Below are 15,975 nucleotides of genomic sequence, written 5' to 3'. Positions count from 1 at the left end.
TCGGCGCTAGCCTGCGGCCATGACCGACCCCACCGCCCCCGGCCCGCTCGCCGCCACCGCCGCGCTGATGGCCGACCCGGCGCGGGCGCGCATGCTCGCCGCCCTGATGTCGGGCGAGGCGCTGACCGCGGGCGAGCTCGCCCGCATCGCCGGCGTGACGGCGGCGACGGCGAGCGGCCACCTCGCGCGCATGGCCGATGGCGGGCTGCTCGCCGTGCATGCCCAGGGCCGGCACCGCTACCACCGCCTGGCGTCGGAGGAGGTGGCGGCGGCGATCGAGACGCTCGGCGGCCTCGCCGCGCGCATCGCCCCGGCCCGGGCCTGGACGCATGGCGAGGCGGCGCGCGAGGCCCGGCTGTGCTGGAACCACCTGGCCGGGCGGCTCGGCGTCGCGCTGCATGCGCGGCTGGTCGCCGAGGGCTGGCTGACGCCCGCGCCGGGCGGCTGGGACGCGACGGCGGAAGGCCGCGCGCGGCTCGCCGCCACCGGCGTGGCGATCGGCGAGGCGGAGCGGTCCCCGCGCTTCGCCGCGCATCGCTGCATCGCGCGCGACTGCATGGACTGGTCCGAGCGCCGCCCGCATCTCGCCGGCGGGCTGGGGCGGGAGATCGCGCGCGCCTGGCTCGGCCGCGGCTGGCTGCGCCGGCTGCCCGCCGTAGGCGAGGGCGACCTCCTCGCCCGCCGCCGCATCGCCGTCACGCCCGAGGGCGCGCGCGGCCTGCGGGAGAGCCTCGGCCTCGCGACCGCATGAGCGCCGCCGCCGCGCTGATGCTCGCGCTTGCGGCCATGACGGGGCTCAGCCAGTTCCACCGCGCGGCGCTCGGCGTCATCGCGCCGGAGGTGACGGCGGAACTCGCCCTGAGCCCGGCCCTGCTGGGCGCGGCGAACGGGATGTTCTTCGCCGCGCTGCTGGCCGCGCAGATCCCCGTGGGCATCGCGCTCGACCGCATCGGGCCGCGGCGCGTCGTGGCGGGGCTGACAGGCCTCGCGGTGGCGGGCGCGGCCTGGCAGGCCTTCGCGACGGACGGGCCGGGGCTGCTGGCGGCGCGCTTCCTGCTTGGCCTCGGCTCGGCGGCGTCCTTCATGGCGGCGGTGGTGCTCTGCGCGCGCTGGCATCAGGGGGCGGAGATGACGGCGGCGCTCAGCCGCGTCTTCGCCATCTCGCAGGCGGGCATCCTGCTGGCCGGCGCGCCGCTCGGGGCGGCGGCGGGGCTGCTCGGCTGGCGGGCGGCGCTCGGCGCCTCGGCGCTGCTGACCGGGGCCTGCGGCATCCTGTGGTGGCGGCTGGTGCGGGACGACCCGCCCGGCCGCCCTGCCCCGCCGCGCAAGGCCGAGACGCTGCGCGAGGCGCTGGCGGGCCAGGCCTCGATCTGGCGCCTGCCCGGCCTGCCGCGGGTGCTCGCGATGCACCTCGTGGGCTATGCGGCGGCGGCGACGGTGCTGGGGCTCTGGGCGGGGCCGTATCTCGCCGATGTGCATGGGCTCGATGCGGCGGGGCGGGGCTGGGCGCTGGCGGCAATGGGGCTGGCCATGCCGGTGGGGCTGCTGGCCATCGGTCCGCTCGAACGCCGCATCGGCTCGCGGCGGCCGATCGTGGCCTGGGGCGCGGGGCTGGCGGCGGGCGTGCTCCTCGGCCTCGCGCTGCTGCCGGGCGCGCCGCTCGGCCTGGCGTTGGCGCTGCTCGTGCTGCTGGTGCTGTTCTCGGCCTTCCCGGTGCTGGTGGTGGCCGAGGCGCGGTCCCTGTTCCCGGACCACCTCATCGGGCGCGGGGCGACGACGGTGAACCTCGCGCAGGTTCTGGGCTCGGCGCTGCTGCCGCTGCTGGTGGGGGCGGTGGTGGGGCTGTTCCCGGAAGTCGCGGGGGCGCGGCCGGAAGCGGCCTATCGGGCGGGTTTCGCAGTGCTGGGGGCGGCGCTGCTGGCCGGGCTGGCCGGCTGGCTGCTGCTGCCGCGCGGGGCGGGGCGGTGAACGGGCGCGGGCGCGGAAGGCCGGGGGCGTTCGCTCCGACCTTCCCTCACGGCAGCAGCGCCCGCGCCTCCTGCCACAGCCGCGCGGCCAGCGTCCCGGCCGGTTCCGCCGCGGCAAGGCGCGCCCCCTGCCCGGCCCACATCTGCATCGCATCCGGGTTGCCGGCCTTCTCGGCCGCCGCGCGCACCGGGCCGAAGAGGGCGCGCTGCACGGGATAGGGCGCGGGCGGCGGCGCGCCGGCCGCGGCCGCGGCGCGCACCACCGCATTGCCGATCCCGCGCCCGAGCCGGCCGGAGAAGACGCGCGTCAGCATCGTGCCTTCCGGCTCCGCTGCGCCGATCGCCTCGGCCCAGGCGGGGTGGATCGCCGCTTCCGGGCAGCGCAGGAAGCCGGTGCCGATCTGCACCGCGCTCGCCCCAAGCGTGAGCGCCGCGGCGATGCCGCGCGCATCCGCGATGCCGCCGGTGGCGATCACCGGCACCTCCAGCGCATCCGCGAGGCGCGGGATCAGCGCGAGGCCGCCGGTCAATTGCGCCTCGGCCGCCGCCGCGTCGAAGGCGCCGCGATGCCCGCCGGCCTCCGCACCCTGGGCCACGATCGCATCCGCCCCGGCTTCCACCGCCTCCCGCGCCTCGGCCAGCGTGGTCGCGGTGGCGAACCAGGCGATGCCGCGCGCCTTGGCCTCGGCGACCATCCATTCGGGGAAGACGCCCATGATCGAGGAGATCACGGCCGGCCGCACGTCGAGGATGGCGCGGCATTGCGCCTCGAAATCCGGCAGGAAGGGCGGTTCGGGAATGGCCGGGCGCGGGCCGTGGCGGGCGAGGAACTCGGCCATCGCGGCCTCCCGCGCCGTGTCGCGCGCGGGCGGCGGGTCGGGGATCCAGAGATTGGCCTGGAATCCGCCATTCGACGCCGCGCGGAAGGCGCGCGCCCAGTCCGCGATCGCCTCCGGCGTCATCATCAGCGCGCCCACCGCGCCCATCCCGCCGGCCGAGGCGATGGCGGCCGAGAGCGCGGGGGCCGGCACGCCGGCCATGGGCGCGAGCAGGATGGGAAGCCTGAGGCCGAAGCGGGCGCAGAAGGCCTCCGCGCGCATGGTCTGGGGGCCGCTGCCGTTCATCCGCCTGGTGCTCCGCCGTGCCGGTCTGGTGCAGCCTACCGCCGCCGCGCGCACCCGTGAAACCGGGGGGCGTGGTAGGCTCCGCGCGATGAGTCGCGCGCGCCCCGACCTCACCCTCGAAGCCGGCCACGGCCTTGTCGCCGGCGTGGACGAAGCCGGGCGCGGGCCGCTCGCCGGGCCGGTGGTCGCGGCGGCGGTGGCCTTCCTGCGCGCCCCGCCGGCGGCGCTCGTCGCGCTGCTCGACGATTCCAAGCGCCTGAGCGCGGCGCGGCGCGCGGCCGCCGCGGCCGCGCTGCGCGAGGCCGCGCGCGAGGGCGTGCTCGCCGCCGCCATCGCCGCCGCCTCGGCCGCCGAGATCGGGCGGCTCGACATCCTGCGCGCGACCCATCTCGCCATGGCGCGCGCCGTCGCGCGCCTGCCCGCGCGGCCGGACCTCGCGCTGGTGGACGGCAACCAGCCGCCGCGCCTGCCCTGCCCCACGCGCTGCGTGGTGGGCGGGGACGGGATCTCGCTGTCCATCGCCGCGGCCTCGATCCTCGCGAAGGTCACGCGCGACAGGGCCATGGCGCGGCTCGATGCGCGCTGGCCGGGCTACGGCTTCGCGCGCCATGCCGGATACCCGACGGCCGCGCATCGCGAGGCGCTGGCGAGGCTCGGGCCCTGTCCGCACCACCGCCGCGGCTTCGGCCCGGTGGACGCGCTGTTGCGCTGAGCACGCGCGGCAGGCGCCGCGCCCGCCGCAAGCGAATGGTTGACCCGCCGAGTCGCACAAGCGATTCTGCGGCCTTCGCGTCGGGGGACGGGGTTTCGCGGAGTGGGGACGCAGATCGATCTGCCGCTCGACCAGGTTCTGGTCGGGGATTGCATCGCGTGGCTGAAGCACCTGCCGCCGGCGAGCGTGCACGCCATCTTCGCCGACCCGCCCTACAACCTGCAGCTCAAGGGCACGCTGCGCCGGCCCGATGATTCGCTGGTGGACGGCGTGGACGATGAATGGGACCGCTTCGCGGACCTGCCCGCCTACGACGCCTTCACGCGCGAATGGCTCGCCGAATGCCGGCGCGTGCTCCGCAAGGACGGCACCATCTGGGTGATGGGCGCCTATCACAACGTGTTCCGGCTCGGCACCGCGCTGCAGGATCTCGGCTACTGGATCCTCAACGACGTGATCTGGCGCAAGTCGAACCCGATGCCGAACTTCCGCGGCCGCCGCTTCACCAACGCGCATGAGACGCTGATCTGGGCCGCGCGCAGCCCCGATTCCCGCTACCGCTTCAACTACGCGGCCATGAAGGCGCTCAACGACGACCTGCAGATGCGCAGCGACTGGCTGATCCCGCTCTGCACCGGCGGGGAGAGGCTGCGCGACGCCAAGGGCGCGAAACTGCATCCGACGCAGAAGCCCGAGGCGCTGCTCCATCGCGTCATCCTCGCCTGCACTGCGCCGGGGGAGGTGATCCTCGACCCCTTCCTCGGCTCCGGCACCACCGCGGCGGTGGCGCGGCGCCTCGGCCGCCGCTTCATCGGCATCGAGCGCGAGCAGACCTACGCCGAGGCCGCGATGGCGCGCATCGCCGCGACCGAACCCGCGCCCGAGGAGGCCGCCGCCGCCCTGCCCTCGCGCAAGGAGCAGCCGCGCATCCCCTTCGGCACGCTGGTCGAGCACGGCCTCGTGCCCGCCGGGGCGAAGCTCTACGACCGGCAGAGGCGCTTCGAGGCGGTGGTCGGCGCCGACGGCACGCTGCGCTGCGGCCTCGCGACCGGCTCGATCCACAAGGTCGGCGCGGCGGTGCAGGAGGCGCCCTCCTGCAATGGCTGGCTGTTCTGGCACATCGAGGGCCGCGACGGGCGGCTGCGCGTGCTCGACGAACTGCGCGAAGCCTGGCTGCGCGCCACGGCAGGCTGAGAAGGGAAAGCCGAGCATGAGCGAAACCGGACCCGGCGCGCCCGCCACGCCCCCGCCGCCGCCGATGCCGGCCGGGCCGCCTCCGGACGCGGCGCCGCCCCGCAGCCTCACCGGGGAGATCATCGGCCAGGCGCCCTACATCCTGATGCTGGCCGGCGCCTTCGGCGGCGTCGCCTATGCCGCCTTCTCGACGGCGCCGAGCGCGCTCTACTGGAAGATCCTGACGCCCTGCTTCGGCCTGCTCTGCGTGGTCGCCGGCTGGGCCGGCGCGCCGGACCGCGGCGGGCGCATTCGCCTCGTCTGGACCCAGGCGGCGCATTGGGCGGCCTTCCTGATCGCCATGCTGCTGCTGTTCCGGCCCGAGGTGCAGGCGGTGATGCCCGGCCGCTCGACCGAGATCGGGCTGCTGCTGCTGCTCGCCCTCGGCACCTTCGTCGCGGGGGTGCATGCGGGATCCTGGCGGATCGTGGCGGTCGGCGCACTGCTCGCCGTCTCCGTCCCGCTGCTCGCCTTCGTGCAGCAGACGGCGCTGCTGATCGTCGCGGCGCTGGTGCTGGCCGGCGCGACGGCCGCGGCCTTCCTCTGGACGGCGGCGCGGGCCCGGGGCTGAACGGCCGCTCCGCCCCGTGAGCCCCCGTGCCGGCGCCCCGCTCGCGGGGCGGGCGTTCGGTGCCGCGGGCGAGGCCCCCGCATGGTGGCAAGGCCAGTGGCGGCGCGCGGGGCCTCCGCCTTCGCGGCGTGCTGCGCGGAAGATCAGGCCGCGCGCAGCCGCCGCAGCACCAGCAGCAGCAGCATCGCCGCCGGCAGCGGCCCGAGGCTGATCCCGGCATGGATGCCGAGGCCGAGCGAGACGCCCGGCAGCAGCCAGGCCAGCGCGACGCCGGCCTTCTCCCAGGGCAGGAAGCCGCCGCGCCGCCCCTCCCCCGCCAGGAAGGCCAGCGGCACCAGCAGCAGCACCAGGTCGTAGGAGAAGACGAAGGGGGTGACGAGCGGCGCGCCGGCGGCGATCGCCGCGGCCTCGGCCCGCCCGCCGGGGCGGCGGCGCAGCGACCACGCCACCGCCGCCACCGCGGCCAGCGCCACCGCCGCCTGCAAGGCGGTCGCGACGCCGCGCGGGATGCCGAAGGTCAGCGCCATGGCCTGCACGCTCTGCAGCTTCCAGGCCTCGAGATCCCCGCTCGCCATCGCCGCGCCGGCATCGGGCAGCCGCGCGAGGAAGGCCCACCACGCCTCCGGCCCGAAGGCGAGCAGCGAGAGCGCGACCCAGCCGAGCCCCGTGGCCGTGGCCCAGGCCAGCACCGCCCAGCGCCGCGCGGCGAGCAGCGCCGGGATCACCAGCAGCCCCAGTTGCGGCTTGAAGGCGAGGGTCGCGAGCGCCGCGCCGCCCAGCGCCGGCCGCCGGTCCAGCGCGAGGCCGGCGGCGGCGAGCAGTGCCGCGGTCAGGAAGGCGTTCTGGCCGTGCGTCGCGTTGATCACCGAGGCCGGGGCCAGCAGCGCGAGCATCACCGCGACCCAGCCGCCGCCCGGCACCCAGGCGCGCAGCGCGGCGAGCAGCGCGCCCGCGGTCGCCGCCACCCAGGCGGCGAAGGCCGGCAGCAGCGGCAGCAGGCCGAGCGGCAGGCAGATCAGCAGGTAGGTCGGCGGATAGAAGAAGGCGTAGTAGCGCCCGGGCGTGCCCTGCGCGGCGGTCTGCGCGAGCGCATGGGCGGCGCGGTCCCACGCCGCCTCGGGCCGGCCCTCCAGCGCCAGCCGCGCGGCGGCGAAGAAGGAGAGGAAATCGGCATCGCCCGGCGGCATGTCCCGCCAGCCGAGCAGGCCGACCACGGTGTCGCCCAGCACCCACAGGGCGAAGACCGCGTAGCCGAGGCCATAGGCCCGCACGCGCTCGGCGTTCAGCCAGGCGGCCTCGCGCATCAGGGGGCCTCCGCGGCGAGGGCGAGCAGGCGGCGCATGACCGAGGGCACGGCCGCCGCCGCCGCCGCGGGCTCGCGCCATTCGCCCCCGGGCGGTGGCCCGCCCGGGTGGCGGGCGGCGTAGAGGACCATCTCGAGCTCGAAATGCGTGAAGCCGTGCCGCGCGACGCCGGGCAGCCGGCGCCAGGGCGCGGCGAGCGGGGCATGGGGCAGCGCCTCGGCCTCGGGCCAGGGTTCGTCGCGCCAGGGCGTGCCGGGCAGTTCGAGCATCCCGCCGAGCAGCCCGCGCGCCGGGCGCCGCCGCAGCAGGATGCGCCCTTCCTCGTCCGTCAGCAGGAAATGCGCGCCGTGGCGCAGCGGGCGGGCGCGCCTGGCCGCCTTGCGCGGCAGGTCGGCGGCGATGCCCGCGGCCCGCGCGGCGCAGCCCGCCTGCCAGGGGCAGAGCGCGCAGGCGGGCCTGCGCGGGGTGCAGAGCGTGGCGCCGAGGTCGAACAGGCCTTGCGCGAAATCCCCCGGCCGGGCGCGGGCGGCGGGCTCGGCCATGAAGGCGGCGGCGAGCGCCGAAAGCCGGGCCTTGGCGGCGGGCAGCGGCGTCTCGACCGCGTGCAGCCGGGCCATCACCCGCTCGACATTGCCATCCACCGGCACCACCGGCGCGTCGAAGGCGATGGCCGCGACCGCCGCCGCCGTGTAGCGCCCGATGCCGGGCAGGGCGGAAAGGCCCGCCGTGTCGGACGGGAAGCCGCCCGCCGCCGCGACCGCCCGCGCGCAGGCATGAAGGTTGCGCGCCCGGGCGTAGTAGCCGAGGCCGGCCCATTCCTCCGCCACCTCCTCCCAGTCCGCCGCCGCCAGCGCCTCGACCGAGGGGAAGCGCGCGAGAAAGCGCGCATAGCGCGGCCCGACCGCGGCGACGGTGGTCTGCTGGAGCATCACCTCCGAGAGCCAGATGCGGTATGGATCGCGTGCCTGCCCGGGGGCCGCGCGCCAGGGCAGGTCCCGCCGGTGCCGGTCGTACCAGGCGAGGAGATCGGCGGCGGAGGGGGCACGGTATGGCACGGAACGAGGACCAGCGGCGCTTCCTGGGCGGGCCGAGGCCGCTCGGCGCCCTGGTGCCCGCCCTCACACGCCCCGCCTTCAAGCGCAAGAGCCCCGCCGGGGCGCAGATCTTGGCGGACTGGCCGGCGCTGGTCGGGCCTGCCATCGCCGCGGTGTCGCAGCCGCTGCGCCTCGCCCAGGGCACGCTGACGCTCGCCTGTTCCGGGCCGGTGGCGATGGAGCTGCAGCACCTCGCCCCGCAGCTCGCAGGGCGGATCAATGCGGCGCTGGGGCGGGTGGCGGTGGAACGGTTCCGATTCGTCCAGCAGCCGCCGCGCGCCGCCGCCCCGCCGGCGCGGCGCGAATCCGCCCCGCAGCCCCTGCCGGCACGGGTCGAATCGGCGCTCGATGGGGTCGGCTCCCCCGAGTTGCGCGCGGCGCTGGCAAGAATGGCCCGCGGCGTCTATCGGAACGGATAGCCGGCGGTCCCGAGTCCCGGTCCCGCCGCGGATCACCATATCCGTCCCGGCCGCCGCCCCCCATCCTCCGACGGCGGCCGGAACGAGGGAGAGAATGGATGATGACGCAGCGTCGAACCCTGCTCGCGGCTGCCGGCGGCCTCCTGGCCGCGGGCCCGGCGCTGGCGCAGCAGGCCGATCCGCGGATGGGCCTGCGCGCCATGGGCGATGCCTCGGCGCCGGTCACGGTGCTGGAGTTCTTCTCCCTCACCTGCAGCCATTGCGGCGCCTTCCATCGCGACACCTGGCCGCGGGTGCGGGCGGAACTGGTGCAGACGGGCCGGGTGCGGATGGTCTGGCGCGATTTCCCGCTCGACCAGGTGGCGCTGCGCGCGCACGCGGTCGCCCGCGCCTTCCCCGAGGACCGCTACGAGGCGTTCCTGACCGCCCTCTTCACCACCCAGGACCGCTGGGCCTATGCCCGCGGCGCCGACCACAAGGCGGAGATCGGCAAGATCGCGGCCATGGCCGGCATGGCCCCCGCCGCCTTCGAGGCCGCCTGGGCGGATGACGACCTCGCCCGCGCCATCATCCTCGAGGCGCAGGCCGGTGGGCGCGAGTTCAACGTGCAGGCGACGCCGACCTTCGTCTTCGGCCGCCGTGTCGTCAGCGGCAATATCGGCTTCGACCGCTTCGCCCGCGAGGCCGCGACGCCGTGACGGCGGACGGGTCGCTGCCCCCGCCCTCCCACGAGCCGGGGGAGGAGGAGGAAGGCGCGCCGCGCAGCGAGGCCCAGCGCCTCGCGGCGGTGCGCGCGACCCTCTCGCGCATCCGCATCGCCGGGTTCAAGTCCTTCGCCGAGGCGACGACCGTCGAGGTCCTGCCCGGCCTGACCGGCATCGTCGGCCCGAATGGCTGCGGCAAGTCCAACGTCGTCGAGGCGCTGCGCTGGGCGATGGGCGAGACCTCCGCCAAGGCCATGCGCGGGGGCGAGATGGACGACGTCATCTTCGCCGGCACCGCGACGCGGCCCGGGCGCAACCTCGCCGAGGTCACGCTGCAGCTCGAGGACGCCGAGGGCCTCGCCCCGCCGCCCAACCACGAGCAGCCGGAACTCGAGATCGTCCGCCGCATCACCCGCGGCCAGGGCAGCGCCTTCCGCGTGAACGGCCGCGAGGTGCGCGCGCGCGACGTGCAGACCATGTTCGCCGATATCGGCTCGGGCGCGCGGGCCTCGGCCATGGTCAGCCAGGGCCGCGTCGCGGCGCTGATCGGCGCCAAGCCCGAGGAACGCCGCTCGGTGCTCGAGGAGGCGGCCGGCATCGCCGGGCTGCGCGCCCGCCGGCACGAGGCGGAACTGAAGCTGCGCCAGGCCGAGACCAATCTCGCCCGCGCCGAGGACCTGCTCGGCCAGCTCGAGGCCCAGCGCCAGGGGCTGCAGCGCCAGGCGCGGCAGGCCAACCGCTACCGCAATCTCTCGGGCCTGGTGCGGCAGGCCGAGGGCGAATGGCTCGCCATCCTGGCCGCCCGCGCCGATGCCGCGCAGCGCCTGGCCGACCAGCAATTCGCCGAGGCCCGCGCCGCCGTGCGGGCCGCCGAGGCCGAGGCCGAGCGCGCCGCCATTGCCGCTTTCGAGGCCGAGCAGGCCATCCCCGCCCCCCGCGCTGCCGAGGCGGAGGCGCGCACCGCGCTCGAGCGCCGCCGCGTCGAGACCGAGGGGCTCGAGGCCGAGGAACGCCGCGCCCGCGAGGCGCTGGAGGCGGCAGAGGCGCGCCTCGCGCAACTGCGGCGCGACCTCGCCCATGCCGAGGGCGTGCTGCGCGATGCCGATGCGGCGCGCGAGCGGCTTGCGCAGGAGGCCGAGGCGCTGGAGGCGGTCGAGCGCGGCCTGCCCGGCCGCCGCGAGGCCGCCGAGGCCGCCCTTGCCGCCGCCGAGGCCGCCGCGCGCGAGGCCGAGCGCGCCGCCGAATCCGCCACCGAGCAGGCCGCCGAGGCCGCCGCCCGCGCCCAGGCCGCCGCCGAGGCGCGCATGGCCGCCGAGGCCCGGCTGGCGCGCGCGCGGGAGGGGCATGCGCGCCTCGCCGCCGAGCGCGACGCCGCCGCCCTCGCCCGCATCCCCGCCGAGGCCCGCGCCGAGGCCGCCGCCGAGGTCGCCGCCGCCGAGGCCGCGCTGGAGGCCGCGCGCATCGCCCTCGAACAGGCCGAGGCGGCCCGCGCCGCCGCCGCCGAGACCCAGGCCGCCGCCCGCCGCGCCGCCGCCGAGGCCGCAGCCGAGGCCGCCCGCGCCGAGGCCGCCCGCGCCGCGGCCGAGGAACGCCTCGCGCGCATCGCCGCCCAGCACGAGGCGACCGCGCGCGAGCGCGACGCCGCCGCGGCCGAGATCATCCCCGAAGCCGAGCGCGCCGCCGCCGCCGCCGCGCTCGCCGCGGCGGGCGAGGCGGTGGAGCAGGCGGGTGCCGCGCTCGAGAAGGCCGAGGCGCTGCGCGCCTGGGCCGCCGCCGCCCATGCCGAGGCCGGCCGCGCCGCCGCCGCTGCCGCCGCCGAGCGCGCCCGCGCGAGCGCGGAGGTCGCCGCGCTGGCCGAGATGCTGAGCGCCCGCGAACCGGGCGCGGCCGCGCCGGTGCTCGATGCCGTCGGCGTGCCGGCGGGCCTCGAGGCGGCGCTCGGCGCGGCGCTGGGCGAGGCGCTGGAAAGCCCCGCCGAGGAAGGCGCGCCGCGCTTCTGGCGCGCCCTGCCGCCGCTCGAATCCGCCGCCCCTCTCCCCGGCGGGGCGGTGCCGCTCTCGCGGCTGGTCGAGGCGCCGGCCGCGCTCGCCCGCGCGCTCTCGCAGGTGGGGCTTTTGCCGAAAGGGGCCGACGGCGCGGCGCTGCAGGCCGCGCTCCGCCCCGGCCAGGCCCTGGTGACCGAGGATGGCGCGCTGTGGCGCTGGGACGGGCACACCCACCGCGCCGGCGCGCCGACGCCGGGCGCGGTGCGGCTTGCCCAGCGCAACGCGCTGCGCGCGGCCGAGGCGCGCCTCGACAGGGCGGAGGCCGAGGCCGCCGCCGCCGAGGCCGCCCGCGCCGCGGCCGCCGCCGGCGAGGAGGAGGCGCGCGCCGCCGAGGAGGCCGCGCGCGCCGGACGCGCCCGCGCCGAGGCCGCGCTCGCCGCGGCGCGCGAGCAGGAGGCGGCGCTGTCCGCCCGCCACGCGCGGGCCGAGAGCCGCCTCGCCGCCATCGAGCCGCAGCTCGCGCGCCTGCTGACCGAGCGCGCCGAGGCCGAGGCCGCGAAGGAGGCCGCCTGGGCCGCCATCGCCGCCCTGCCCGACCTGCCCGCGCTGCGCCGCGCCGCCGAGGAGGCCGCCGCCGCCGAGACCCGCGCCCAGGCCGCCGAGCACGCCGCGCGCGAGGCGCGCCGCACCGCCGAGGCGACGCTGCGCGGCGCCCGCCAGCACGAGGCGACGCTCGCCGCCCGCGCCGCCGAGGCCGAGAGCCGGCTCGCCGCGCTGGAGCCGCAACTGCTCCGCCTCGCGGCCGAACTGGCCGAGGCCGAGGCCGTCGAGGCCGAGACGCGCGCGGCCGAGACGGCGCTGCCCGACCTCGAGGCGCTGCGCGCCGCGGTCGCGGCCGCGCGCGACAGGCTCGCCGCCGCCCGCGCCGCCGAGGTGCAGGCGCGCAGCGACATCGCGGCGCTGGCCGCCGAGGCCGGCCGCGTCGCCTCCCGCCGGGCCGCGGTGGCCGAGGAAGCCGCGCTGTGGACGACGCGCGGCGCGGATGCCGAGGCGCGCGTGGTGGAACTGCGCCGCCGCGGCGCGGAGGCCGAGGCGGAGCGCGGCTCGCTCGCCGGCGCCCCCGAGGCCGCCGCGGCGCGGCGCGCGGCCGCCGCCGCCCTGCTCGCCGAGGCCGAGGCCGCGCATGCCGCCGCGGCGGGCGCGCTGGCCGAGGCCGAGGCCCGGCTGCGCCGAGCGGCCGAGGAGCGCCGCCGCGCCGATGCCGCCTTCGCCGCCGCCCGCGAGGGGCAGGTGCGCGCCGAGGGCGCCTTCGAGGCCGCCGCCACCGCGGCCGAGGCGGTCGCCACGCGAATCGCCGAACGGCTGGGCGAGGGCGCCGAGCTGCCCGCGCCGCCGGAGGAACTCTCCGACGCCGCCGAGGAGAAGGCGCGGCGCAAGGTCGAGCGCCTCGCGCGCGAGCGGGAGGAGATGGGCCCGGTCAACCTGCGCGCCGAGATCGAGGTGGCCGAGATCGAGGAACGCATCCGCCAGATCACCGCCGACCGCGACGAGGTGAGTGCCGCGATCGCCAAGCTGCGCGGCTCCATCGGGCACCTCAACCGCGAGGGGCGGGAGCGGCTGCGCGAGGTCTTCGACCGCGTGGATGCGGAGTTCCGCACGCTGTTCACGCGCCTGTTCGGCGGCGGGCGGGCGCATCTCGCGCTGGTGGGCTCCGATGATCCGCTGGAGGCGGGGCTCGAGATCTATGCCGAGCCGCCGGGCAAGCGGCTCGCCACGCTCTCGCTGCTCTCGGGCGGGGAGCAGGCGCTGACGGCGCTCTCGCTCATCTTCGCGGTGTTCCGCTGCCACCCCGCCCCCGTCTGCGTGCTGGACGAGGTGGACGCGCCGCTCGACGACGCGAATGTGGAGCGGCTGTGCGACCTGCTCGACGCCATGGCGGCCGAGGCGGGCACGCGCTTCCTGGTGGTGACGCACCACCCGCTGACCATGGCGCGGATGCACCGCCTCTATGGCGTCACCATGCAGGAACGCGGCGTGTCGCGGCTGCTGAGCGTGGATCTCGGCCAGGCGGTGCAGATGGCCGAGGGGCCGGTCGCGGCCTGAGCCGCGCCGGGCGGTGGCTTTCCGCCTTGCTGCAACGCCGCATAGGCTTGACAGCCCGGGGGGCTGACCGTAAAGCGCCGCCTGCCTTCCGGCGGGGTTCCGCCAGGGAGCGAAGGTGAACGAGCGCGACAGTTTCGAGGAGCGGTTGCGGCAGGCCAGGGCCCGCGAGGGCCTGGACAAGCCCGTGAAGGGCGGGCCCGCGCCGCAGAGCCCCTGGGGCTTCGGTCTGCGCGCGGGGGTCGAGGTGGTCTCGGCCCTGGTCGTCGGCGTCGGTCTGGGCTTCGCGCTCGACCGCTGGCTCGGGACTTGGCCTTGGCTCTTCCTGGTGTTCTTCGTCCTGGGCAGCGTGGCCGGGGTCTTGAACGTGTATCGCCTGTTCAACCCGCGTCCGCGTTCGCGCGCGCGAGACGAGTGACGGACGGGAGATCTGCCGGTGGCTGTCGAAGGCAAGACGATCGACGCTCTGAGCCAGTTCGAGTTGTCGCCGGTGGGCGGCGTGTTCGGCTGGGCGGTCTCCTTCAGCCAGTCGAACCTGTTCATGGTCATCGCCGTGGTGCTGACCTTCTGGCTGATGAAGGCGACGGCGGACCGCGGCGCGATGGTGCCGGGGCGCCTGCAGGCGCTGGGCGAATCGGCCTACGAGTTCGTGGCGGGGATGGTGCGCGACCAGGTCGGCGACGAGGGCAAGAAGTACTTCCCCTTCGTCTTCTCGATCTTCATGTTCGTGCTGTTCGGCAACCTGCTCGGCATGCTGCCCTACGCCTTCACCTACACCTCCCACATCATGGTGACGCTGACGCTCGCCGTTGTGGTCTGGGTGGCGGTGACCGTGATCGCGCTGAAGCGCCACGGCATGCACTTCTTCTCCTACTTCTTCCCCGAGGGCGCGCCGGTGTGGCTGGCGCCGATCATCATCCCGGTCGAGGTGATCTCCTACCTCTCGCGCATGGTGAGCCTCTCGGTGCGCCTCTTCGCGAACATGGTCGCGGGCCACGTCATGTTGAAGGTGTTCGCCACCTTCGTCGTGCTGCTCGGCGGCCTCGGCGCCATCGGCCCCTTCGTGGCCGCGATGCCGCTCGCGGTGAATGTCGCCCTCGTGGGCTTCGAGTTCCTGGTCGCGTTCCTGCAGGCTTACGTCTTCGCGATCCTGACCAGCATCTACCTGCACGACGCGGTGCACCTGCACTGACCCGCCATGTGACCGGGGTGCATCTGCGCACGCGTACGTTCAGAACCTCCATGCAAGGAAGGATTTGATCATGGAAGTCGCCGCCGCGAAGGCCCTCGGGGCCGGTATCGCCGTCATCGCCCTCTTCGGCGTTGGTCTCGGCATCGGCAACATCTTCTCCTCGCTGATCAACAGCGTGGCGCGCAACCCGGCGGCCCGTGACGCGGTCTTCCCGATCGGCATCCTGGGCTTCGCGCTGACGGAAGCCGTGGCGCTCTTCGCGCTGCTGATCGCCTTCCTCATCCTGTTCGCCTGATGCCGCTGCCCCGCCCGCCCATCCGGGCGCGGCGGGGCGTGCGGGCCTGCCCGGGCGGCCTTTCATCCGGGCATCGAGGCGAGGAGAGAACGGCGATGCGCCGAGTGACGTTGCTGGCGGCCCTGGCCGCCATCCTGCCCGCCGCGGCGATGGCCGCGAGCACGAGCAGCGTGCCCGTCGAGGGCATGCCCCAGCTCGCCTTCGGCCACCCCGAGCAGGGCCGGCTGCTGGTCGGCCAGGTGGTGTGGCAGCTCATCATCTTCGCCGCGCTGATCTACCTGATGTCCCGCGTGGTACTGCCGCGCGTCGGTGCGGTGATCGAGAACCGCCAGGCGCGCATCGCCGCCGACCTCGAGGCCGCGCAGGCGGCCAAGACCGAGGCCGATGCCGCGATGGCCGCCCATCGCGCCGCGACGGAGGAGGCCCGCGCCGCCGCCCGCGCGCAGGTGGCCGCCGCGCTGCAGGCGGCCCAGGCCGAGACGGATGCGAAGGCGGACGCGCTCACCGCGCGGCTGAACGCGCAGATCGCCGAGGCCGAGGCGCGCATCGAGGCCGCCCGCGCCGCCGCGATGGGCGCGCTGCGCGGGGTCGCGGCCGACACGGCGGAGGCGCTGGTGAGCAAGCTCGTCGGCCGGGCCGACCGCGCCGCCATCGAGGCGGCGGTCGGGCGTGAACTCGCCGCGCGCGGGAGGGCATGATGTCTGATCCGAAGTTCTGGGTCGCCGTCTCCTTCGTCCTGTTCTTCGCCCTGCTGGGCAAGAAGCTGTGGGCGGTGGCGACTTCGGCGCTCGACGCCAAGGCCGCGGGCATCCGCCGCCAGCTCGACGAGGCGGCCGAGCTGCGCGCCCAGGCCGAGCAGATGATGCAGGCCGCCGAGGCCGAGCGTCAGGCCGCCGCCCGCGAGGCGGAGGAGCTGCTCGCCCGCGCCCGCGCCGAGGCCGAGCGCATCGCCGAGGCCGCCGCGGCCGAGGCCGAGGCCGCCGCGAAGCGCCGCGAGCGCATGGCGCTCGACCGCATCGCCGCCGCCGAGGCAAGCGCGGTGGCCGATGTGCGCATTGCCGCGGCCGACATCGCCGCCGCGGCGGCGCGCGCGGTGCTGCGCGAGGGGATTGACGCGGCCGCGGATGCGGCGCTGGTCGAACAGAGCCTCGCGGAACTGCCCAAGGCGCTGCGCGCCGCCTGACTTCCCGCAGCACGCGAAACAGGACGGGGCGCTACCCGCAGGGGTGGCGCCCCGTTGCGTTTTGCGCGCATGTCTGGTGCGCTCTTTTCGTG

16 protein-coding genes are annotated in these 15,975 nt (G+C 76.8%); 13 read left to right on the top strand and 3 right to left on the bottom strand.

The window, feature by feature from the left end:
• Positions 1-19 precede the first annotated feature (19 nt).
• Both FHS88_RS12845 and FHS88_RS21095 read left to right on the top strand, forming a co-directional pair.
• Entirely contained in the window at positions 20-751 is a 732-nt protein-coding gene (locus FHS88_RS12845; protein ID WP_184485271.1) for an ArsR/SmtB family transcription factor, read from the top strand.
• A complete protein-coding gene (locus FHS88_RS21095) occupies positions 748-1,968 on the top strand; it encodes an MFS transporter (RefSeq protein WP_184485269.1) in 1,221 nt (406 codons plus the stop codon). Before FHS88_RS12845 ends, FHS88_RS21095 begins: the two co-directional genes overlap by 4 nt.
• Before the next feature lie 46 nt (positions 1,969-2,014).
• On the opposite strand, the gene FHS88_RS12835 is transcribed toward FHS88_RS21095, so the two are convergent.
• A complete protein-coding gene (locus FHS88_RS12835; protein ID WP_184485267.1) occupies positions 2,015-3,091 on the bottom strand; it encodes an NAD(P)H-dependent flavin oxidoreductase in 1,077 nt (358 codons plus the stop codon).
• 88 nt (positions 3,092-3,179) lie between these two features.
• On the opposite strand from FHS88_RS12835, the gene FHS88_RS12830 reads away from it, so the two are divergent.
• The 3 genes from FHS88_RS12830 to FHS88_RS12820 all read left to right on the top strand — a co-directional run bounded on the left by FHS88_RS12830 (position 3,180) and on the right by FHS88_RS12820 (position 5,607).
• Positions 3,180-3,803 carry a ribonuclease HII gene (locus tag FHS88_RS12830; protein WP_184485265.1) on the top strand — a complete coding sequence of 208 codons (624 nt, stop codon included), beginning with the start codon at positions 3,180-3,182 and terminating at the stop codon, positions 3,801-3,803.
• A 102-nt stretch (positions 3,804-3,905) separates the two neighbouring features.
• Complete coding sequence (locus tag FHS88_RS12825; RefSeq protein ID WP_184485263.1) at positions 3,906-4,997, top strand: DNA methyltransferase; 1,092 nt, start codon at positions 3,906-3,908, stop codon at positions 4,995-4,997.
• Between the two features lie 16 nt (positions 4,998-5,013).
• Positions 5,014-5,607 carry a hypothetical protein gene (locus tag FHS88_RS12820; RefSeq protein ID WP_184485261.1) on the top strand — a complete coding sequence of 198 codons (594 nt, stop codon included), beginning with the start codon at positions 5,014-5,016 and terminating at the stop codon, positions 5,605-5,607.
• A 143-nt stretch (positions 5,608-5,750) separates the two neighbouring features.
• Here FHS88_RS12820 and FHS88_RS12815 read toward each other — a convergent pair whose 3' ends face one another.
• Together FHS88_RS12815 and FHS88_RS12810 are read right to left on the bottom strand one after the other, a co-directional pair.
• Positions 5,751-6,911: a glycosyltransferase family 87 protein gene (locus FHS88_RS12815; RefSeq protein WP_184485259.1), complete on the bottom strand. Its 1,161-nt coding sequence runs from the start codon at positions 6,909-6,911 to the stop codon at positions 5,751-5,753.
• Positions 6,911-7,966: an NUDIX domain-containing protein gene (locus FHS88_RS12810; RefSeq protein WP_184485257.1), complete on the bottom strand. Its 1,056-nt coding sequence runs from the start codon at positions 7,964-7,966 to the stop codon at positions 6,911-6,913. Before FHS88_RS12810 ends, FHS88_RS12815 begins: the two co-directional genes overlap by 1 nt.
• On the opposite strand from FHS88_RS12810, the gene FHS88_RS12805 reads away from it, so the two are divergent.
• The 8 genes from FHS88_RS12805 (at position 7,960) to FHS88_RS12770 (ending at position 15,883) form a co-directional block, all read left to right on the top strand.
• Positions 7,960-8,424 (top strand): DUF721 domain-containing protein, encoded by a 465-nt coding sequence (locus tag FHS88_RS12805; protein ID WP_184485255.1) that lies wholly within the window; start codon positions 7,960-7,962, stop codon positions 8,422-8,424. The genes FHS88_RS12810 and FHS88_RS12805 overlap by 7 nt on opposite strands.
• Before the next feature lie 101 nt (positions 8,425-8,525).
• On the top strand, positions 8,526-9,122 hold the full coding sequence (locus FHS88_RS12800) for a DsbA family protein (RefSeq protein ID WP_246419905.1): 597 nt from the start codon (positions 8,526-8,528) through the stop codon (positions 9,120-9,122).
• Complete coding sequence (locus FHS88_RS12795) at positions 9,119-13,216, top strand: chromosome segregation SMC family protein (protein WP_338146558.1); 4,098 nt, start codon at positions 9,119-9,121, stop codon at positions 13,214-13,216. Before FHS88_RS12800 ends, FHS88_RS12795 begins: the two co-directional genes overlap by 4 nt.
• Before the next feature lie 115 nt (positions 13,217-13,331).
• Positions 13,332-13,631, top strand: a complete 300-nt coding sequence (locus FHS88_RS12790) for an AtpZ/AtpI family protein (RefSeq protein ID WP_184485251.1) — start codon at positions 13,332-13,334, stop codon at positions 13,629-13,631.
• Positions 13,632-13,649: 18 nt separating this feature from the next.
• The gene (locus FHS88_RS12785) at positions 13,650-14,405 is read left to right on the top strand and encodes a F0F1 ATP synthase subunit A (RefSeq protein WP_184485249.1); all 756 of its coding nucleotides are present in this window, start codon (positions 13,650-13,652) and stop codon (positions 14,403-14,405) included.
• A 70-nt stretch (positions 14,406-14,475) separates the two neighbouring features.
• Positions 14,476-14,700 (top strand): ATP synthase subunit C family protein, encoded by a 225-nt coding sequence (locus FHS88_RS12780; RefSeq protein ID WP_027284881.1) that lies wholly within the window; start codon positions 14,476-14,478, stop codon positions 14,698-14,700.
• A 95-nt stretch (positions 14,701-14,795) separates the two neighbouring features.
• Positions 14,796-15,398, top strand: a complete 603-nt coding sequence (locus tag FHS88_RS12775; RefSeq protein WP_184485247.1) for a F0F1 ATP synthase subunit B family protein — start codon at positions 14,796-14,798, stop codon at positions 15,396-15,398.
• Positions 15,395-15,883, top strand: a complete 489-nt coding sequence (locus FHS88_RS12770) for a F0F1 ATP synthase subunit B family protein (RefSeq protein ID WP_184485245.1) — start codon at positions 15,395-15,397, stop codon at positions 15,881-15,883. The genes FHS88_RS12775 and FHS88_RS12770 overlap by 4 nt, the downstream gene beginning before the upstream one ends.
• The last annotated feature ends 92 nt before the right edge of the window (positions 15,884-15,975 follow it).

Origin of the sequence: Neoroseomonas alkaliterrae (assembly GCF_014199195.1) — a bacterium.
GTDB classification, from domain to species: domain Bacteria; phylum Pseudomonadota; class Alphaproteobacteria; order Acetobacterales; family Acetobacteraceae; genus Neoroseomonas; species Neoroseomonas alkaliterrae.
Note: the sequence above shows the minus strand (reverse complement) of the source record. Positions and strands in the feature narration are given on the sequence as shown.

What these genes read in the sequence shown, in the direction of transcription:
- FHS88_RS12830 (WP_184485265.1), top strand. Translation starts at nt 3,180, where the DNA reads ATGAGTCGCGCGCGCCCCGACCTCACCCTCGAAGCCGGCCACGGCCTT.
- FHS88_RS12775 (WP_184485247.1), top strand. Translation starts at nt 14,796, where the DNA reads ATGCGCCGAGTGACGTTGCTGGCGGCCCTGGCCGCCATCCTGCCCGCC.
- FHS88_RS12820 (WP_184485261.1), top strand. Translation starts at nt 5,014, where the DNA reads ATGAGCGAAACCGGACCCGGCGCGCCCGCCACGCCCCCGCCGCCGCCG.
- FHS88_RS12805 (WP_184485255.1), top strand. Translation starts at nt 7,960, where the DNA reads ATGGCACGGAACGAGGACCAGCGGCGCTTCCTGGGCGGGCCGAGGCCG.
- FHS88_RS12780 (WP_027284881.1), top strand. Translation starts at nt 14,476, where the DNA reads ATGGAAGTCGCCGCCGCGAAGGCCCTCGGGGCCGGTATCGCCGTCATC.
- FHS88_RS12770 (WP_184485245.1), top strand. Translation starts at nt 15,395, where the DNA reads ATGATGTCTGATCCGAAGTTCTGGGTCGCCGTCTCCTTCGTCCTGTTC.
- FHS88_RS12815 (WP_184485259.1), bottom strand. Translation starts at nt 6,911, where the DNA reads ATGCGCGAGGCCGCCTGGCTGAACGCCGAGCGCGTGCGGGCCTATGGC.
- FHS88_RS12835 (WP_184485267.1), bottom strand. Translation starts at nt 3,091, where the DNA reads ATGAACGGCAGCGGCCCCCAGACCATGCGCGCGGAGGCCTTCTGCGCC.
- FHS88_RS12800 (WP_246419905.1), top strand. Translation starts at nt 8,526, where the DNA reads ATGACGCAGCGTCGAACCCTGCTCGCGGCTGCCGGCGGCCTCCTGGCC.
- FHS88_RS12845 (WP_184485271.1), top strand. Translation starts at nt 20, where the DNA reads ATGACCGACCCCACCGCCCCCGGCCCGCTCGCCGCCACCGCCGCGCTG.
- FHS88_RS21095 (WP_184485269.1), top strand. Translation starts at nt 748, where the DNA reads ATGAGCGCCGCCGCCGCGCTGATGCTCGCGCTTGCGGCCATGACGGGG.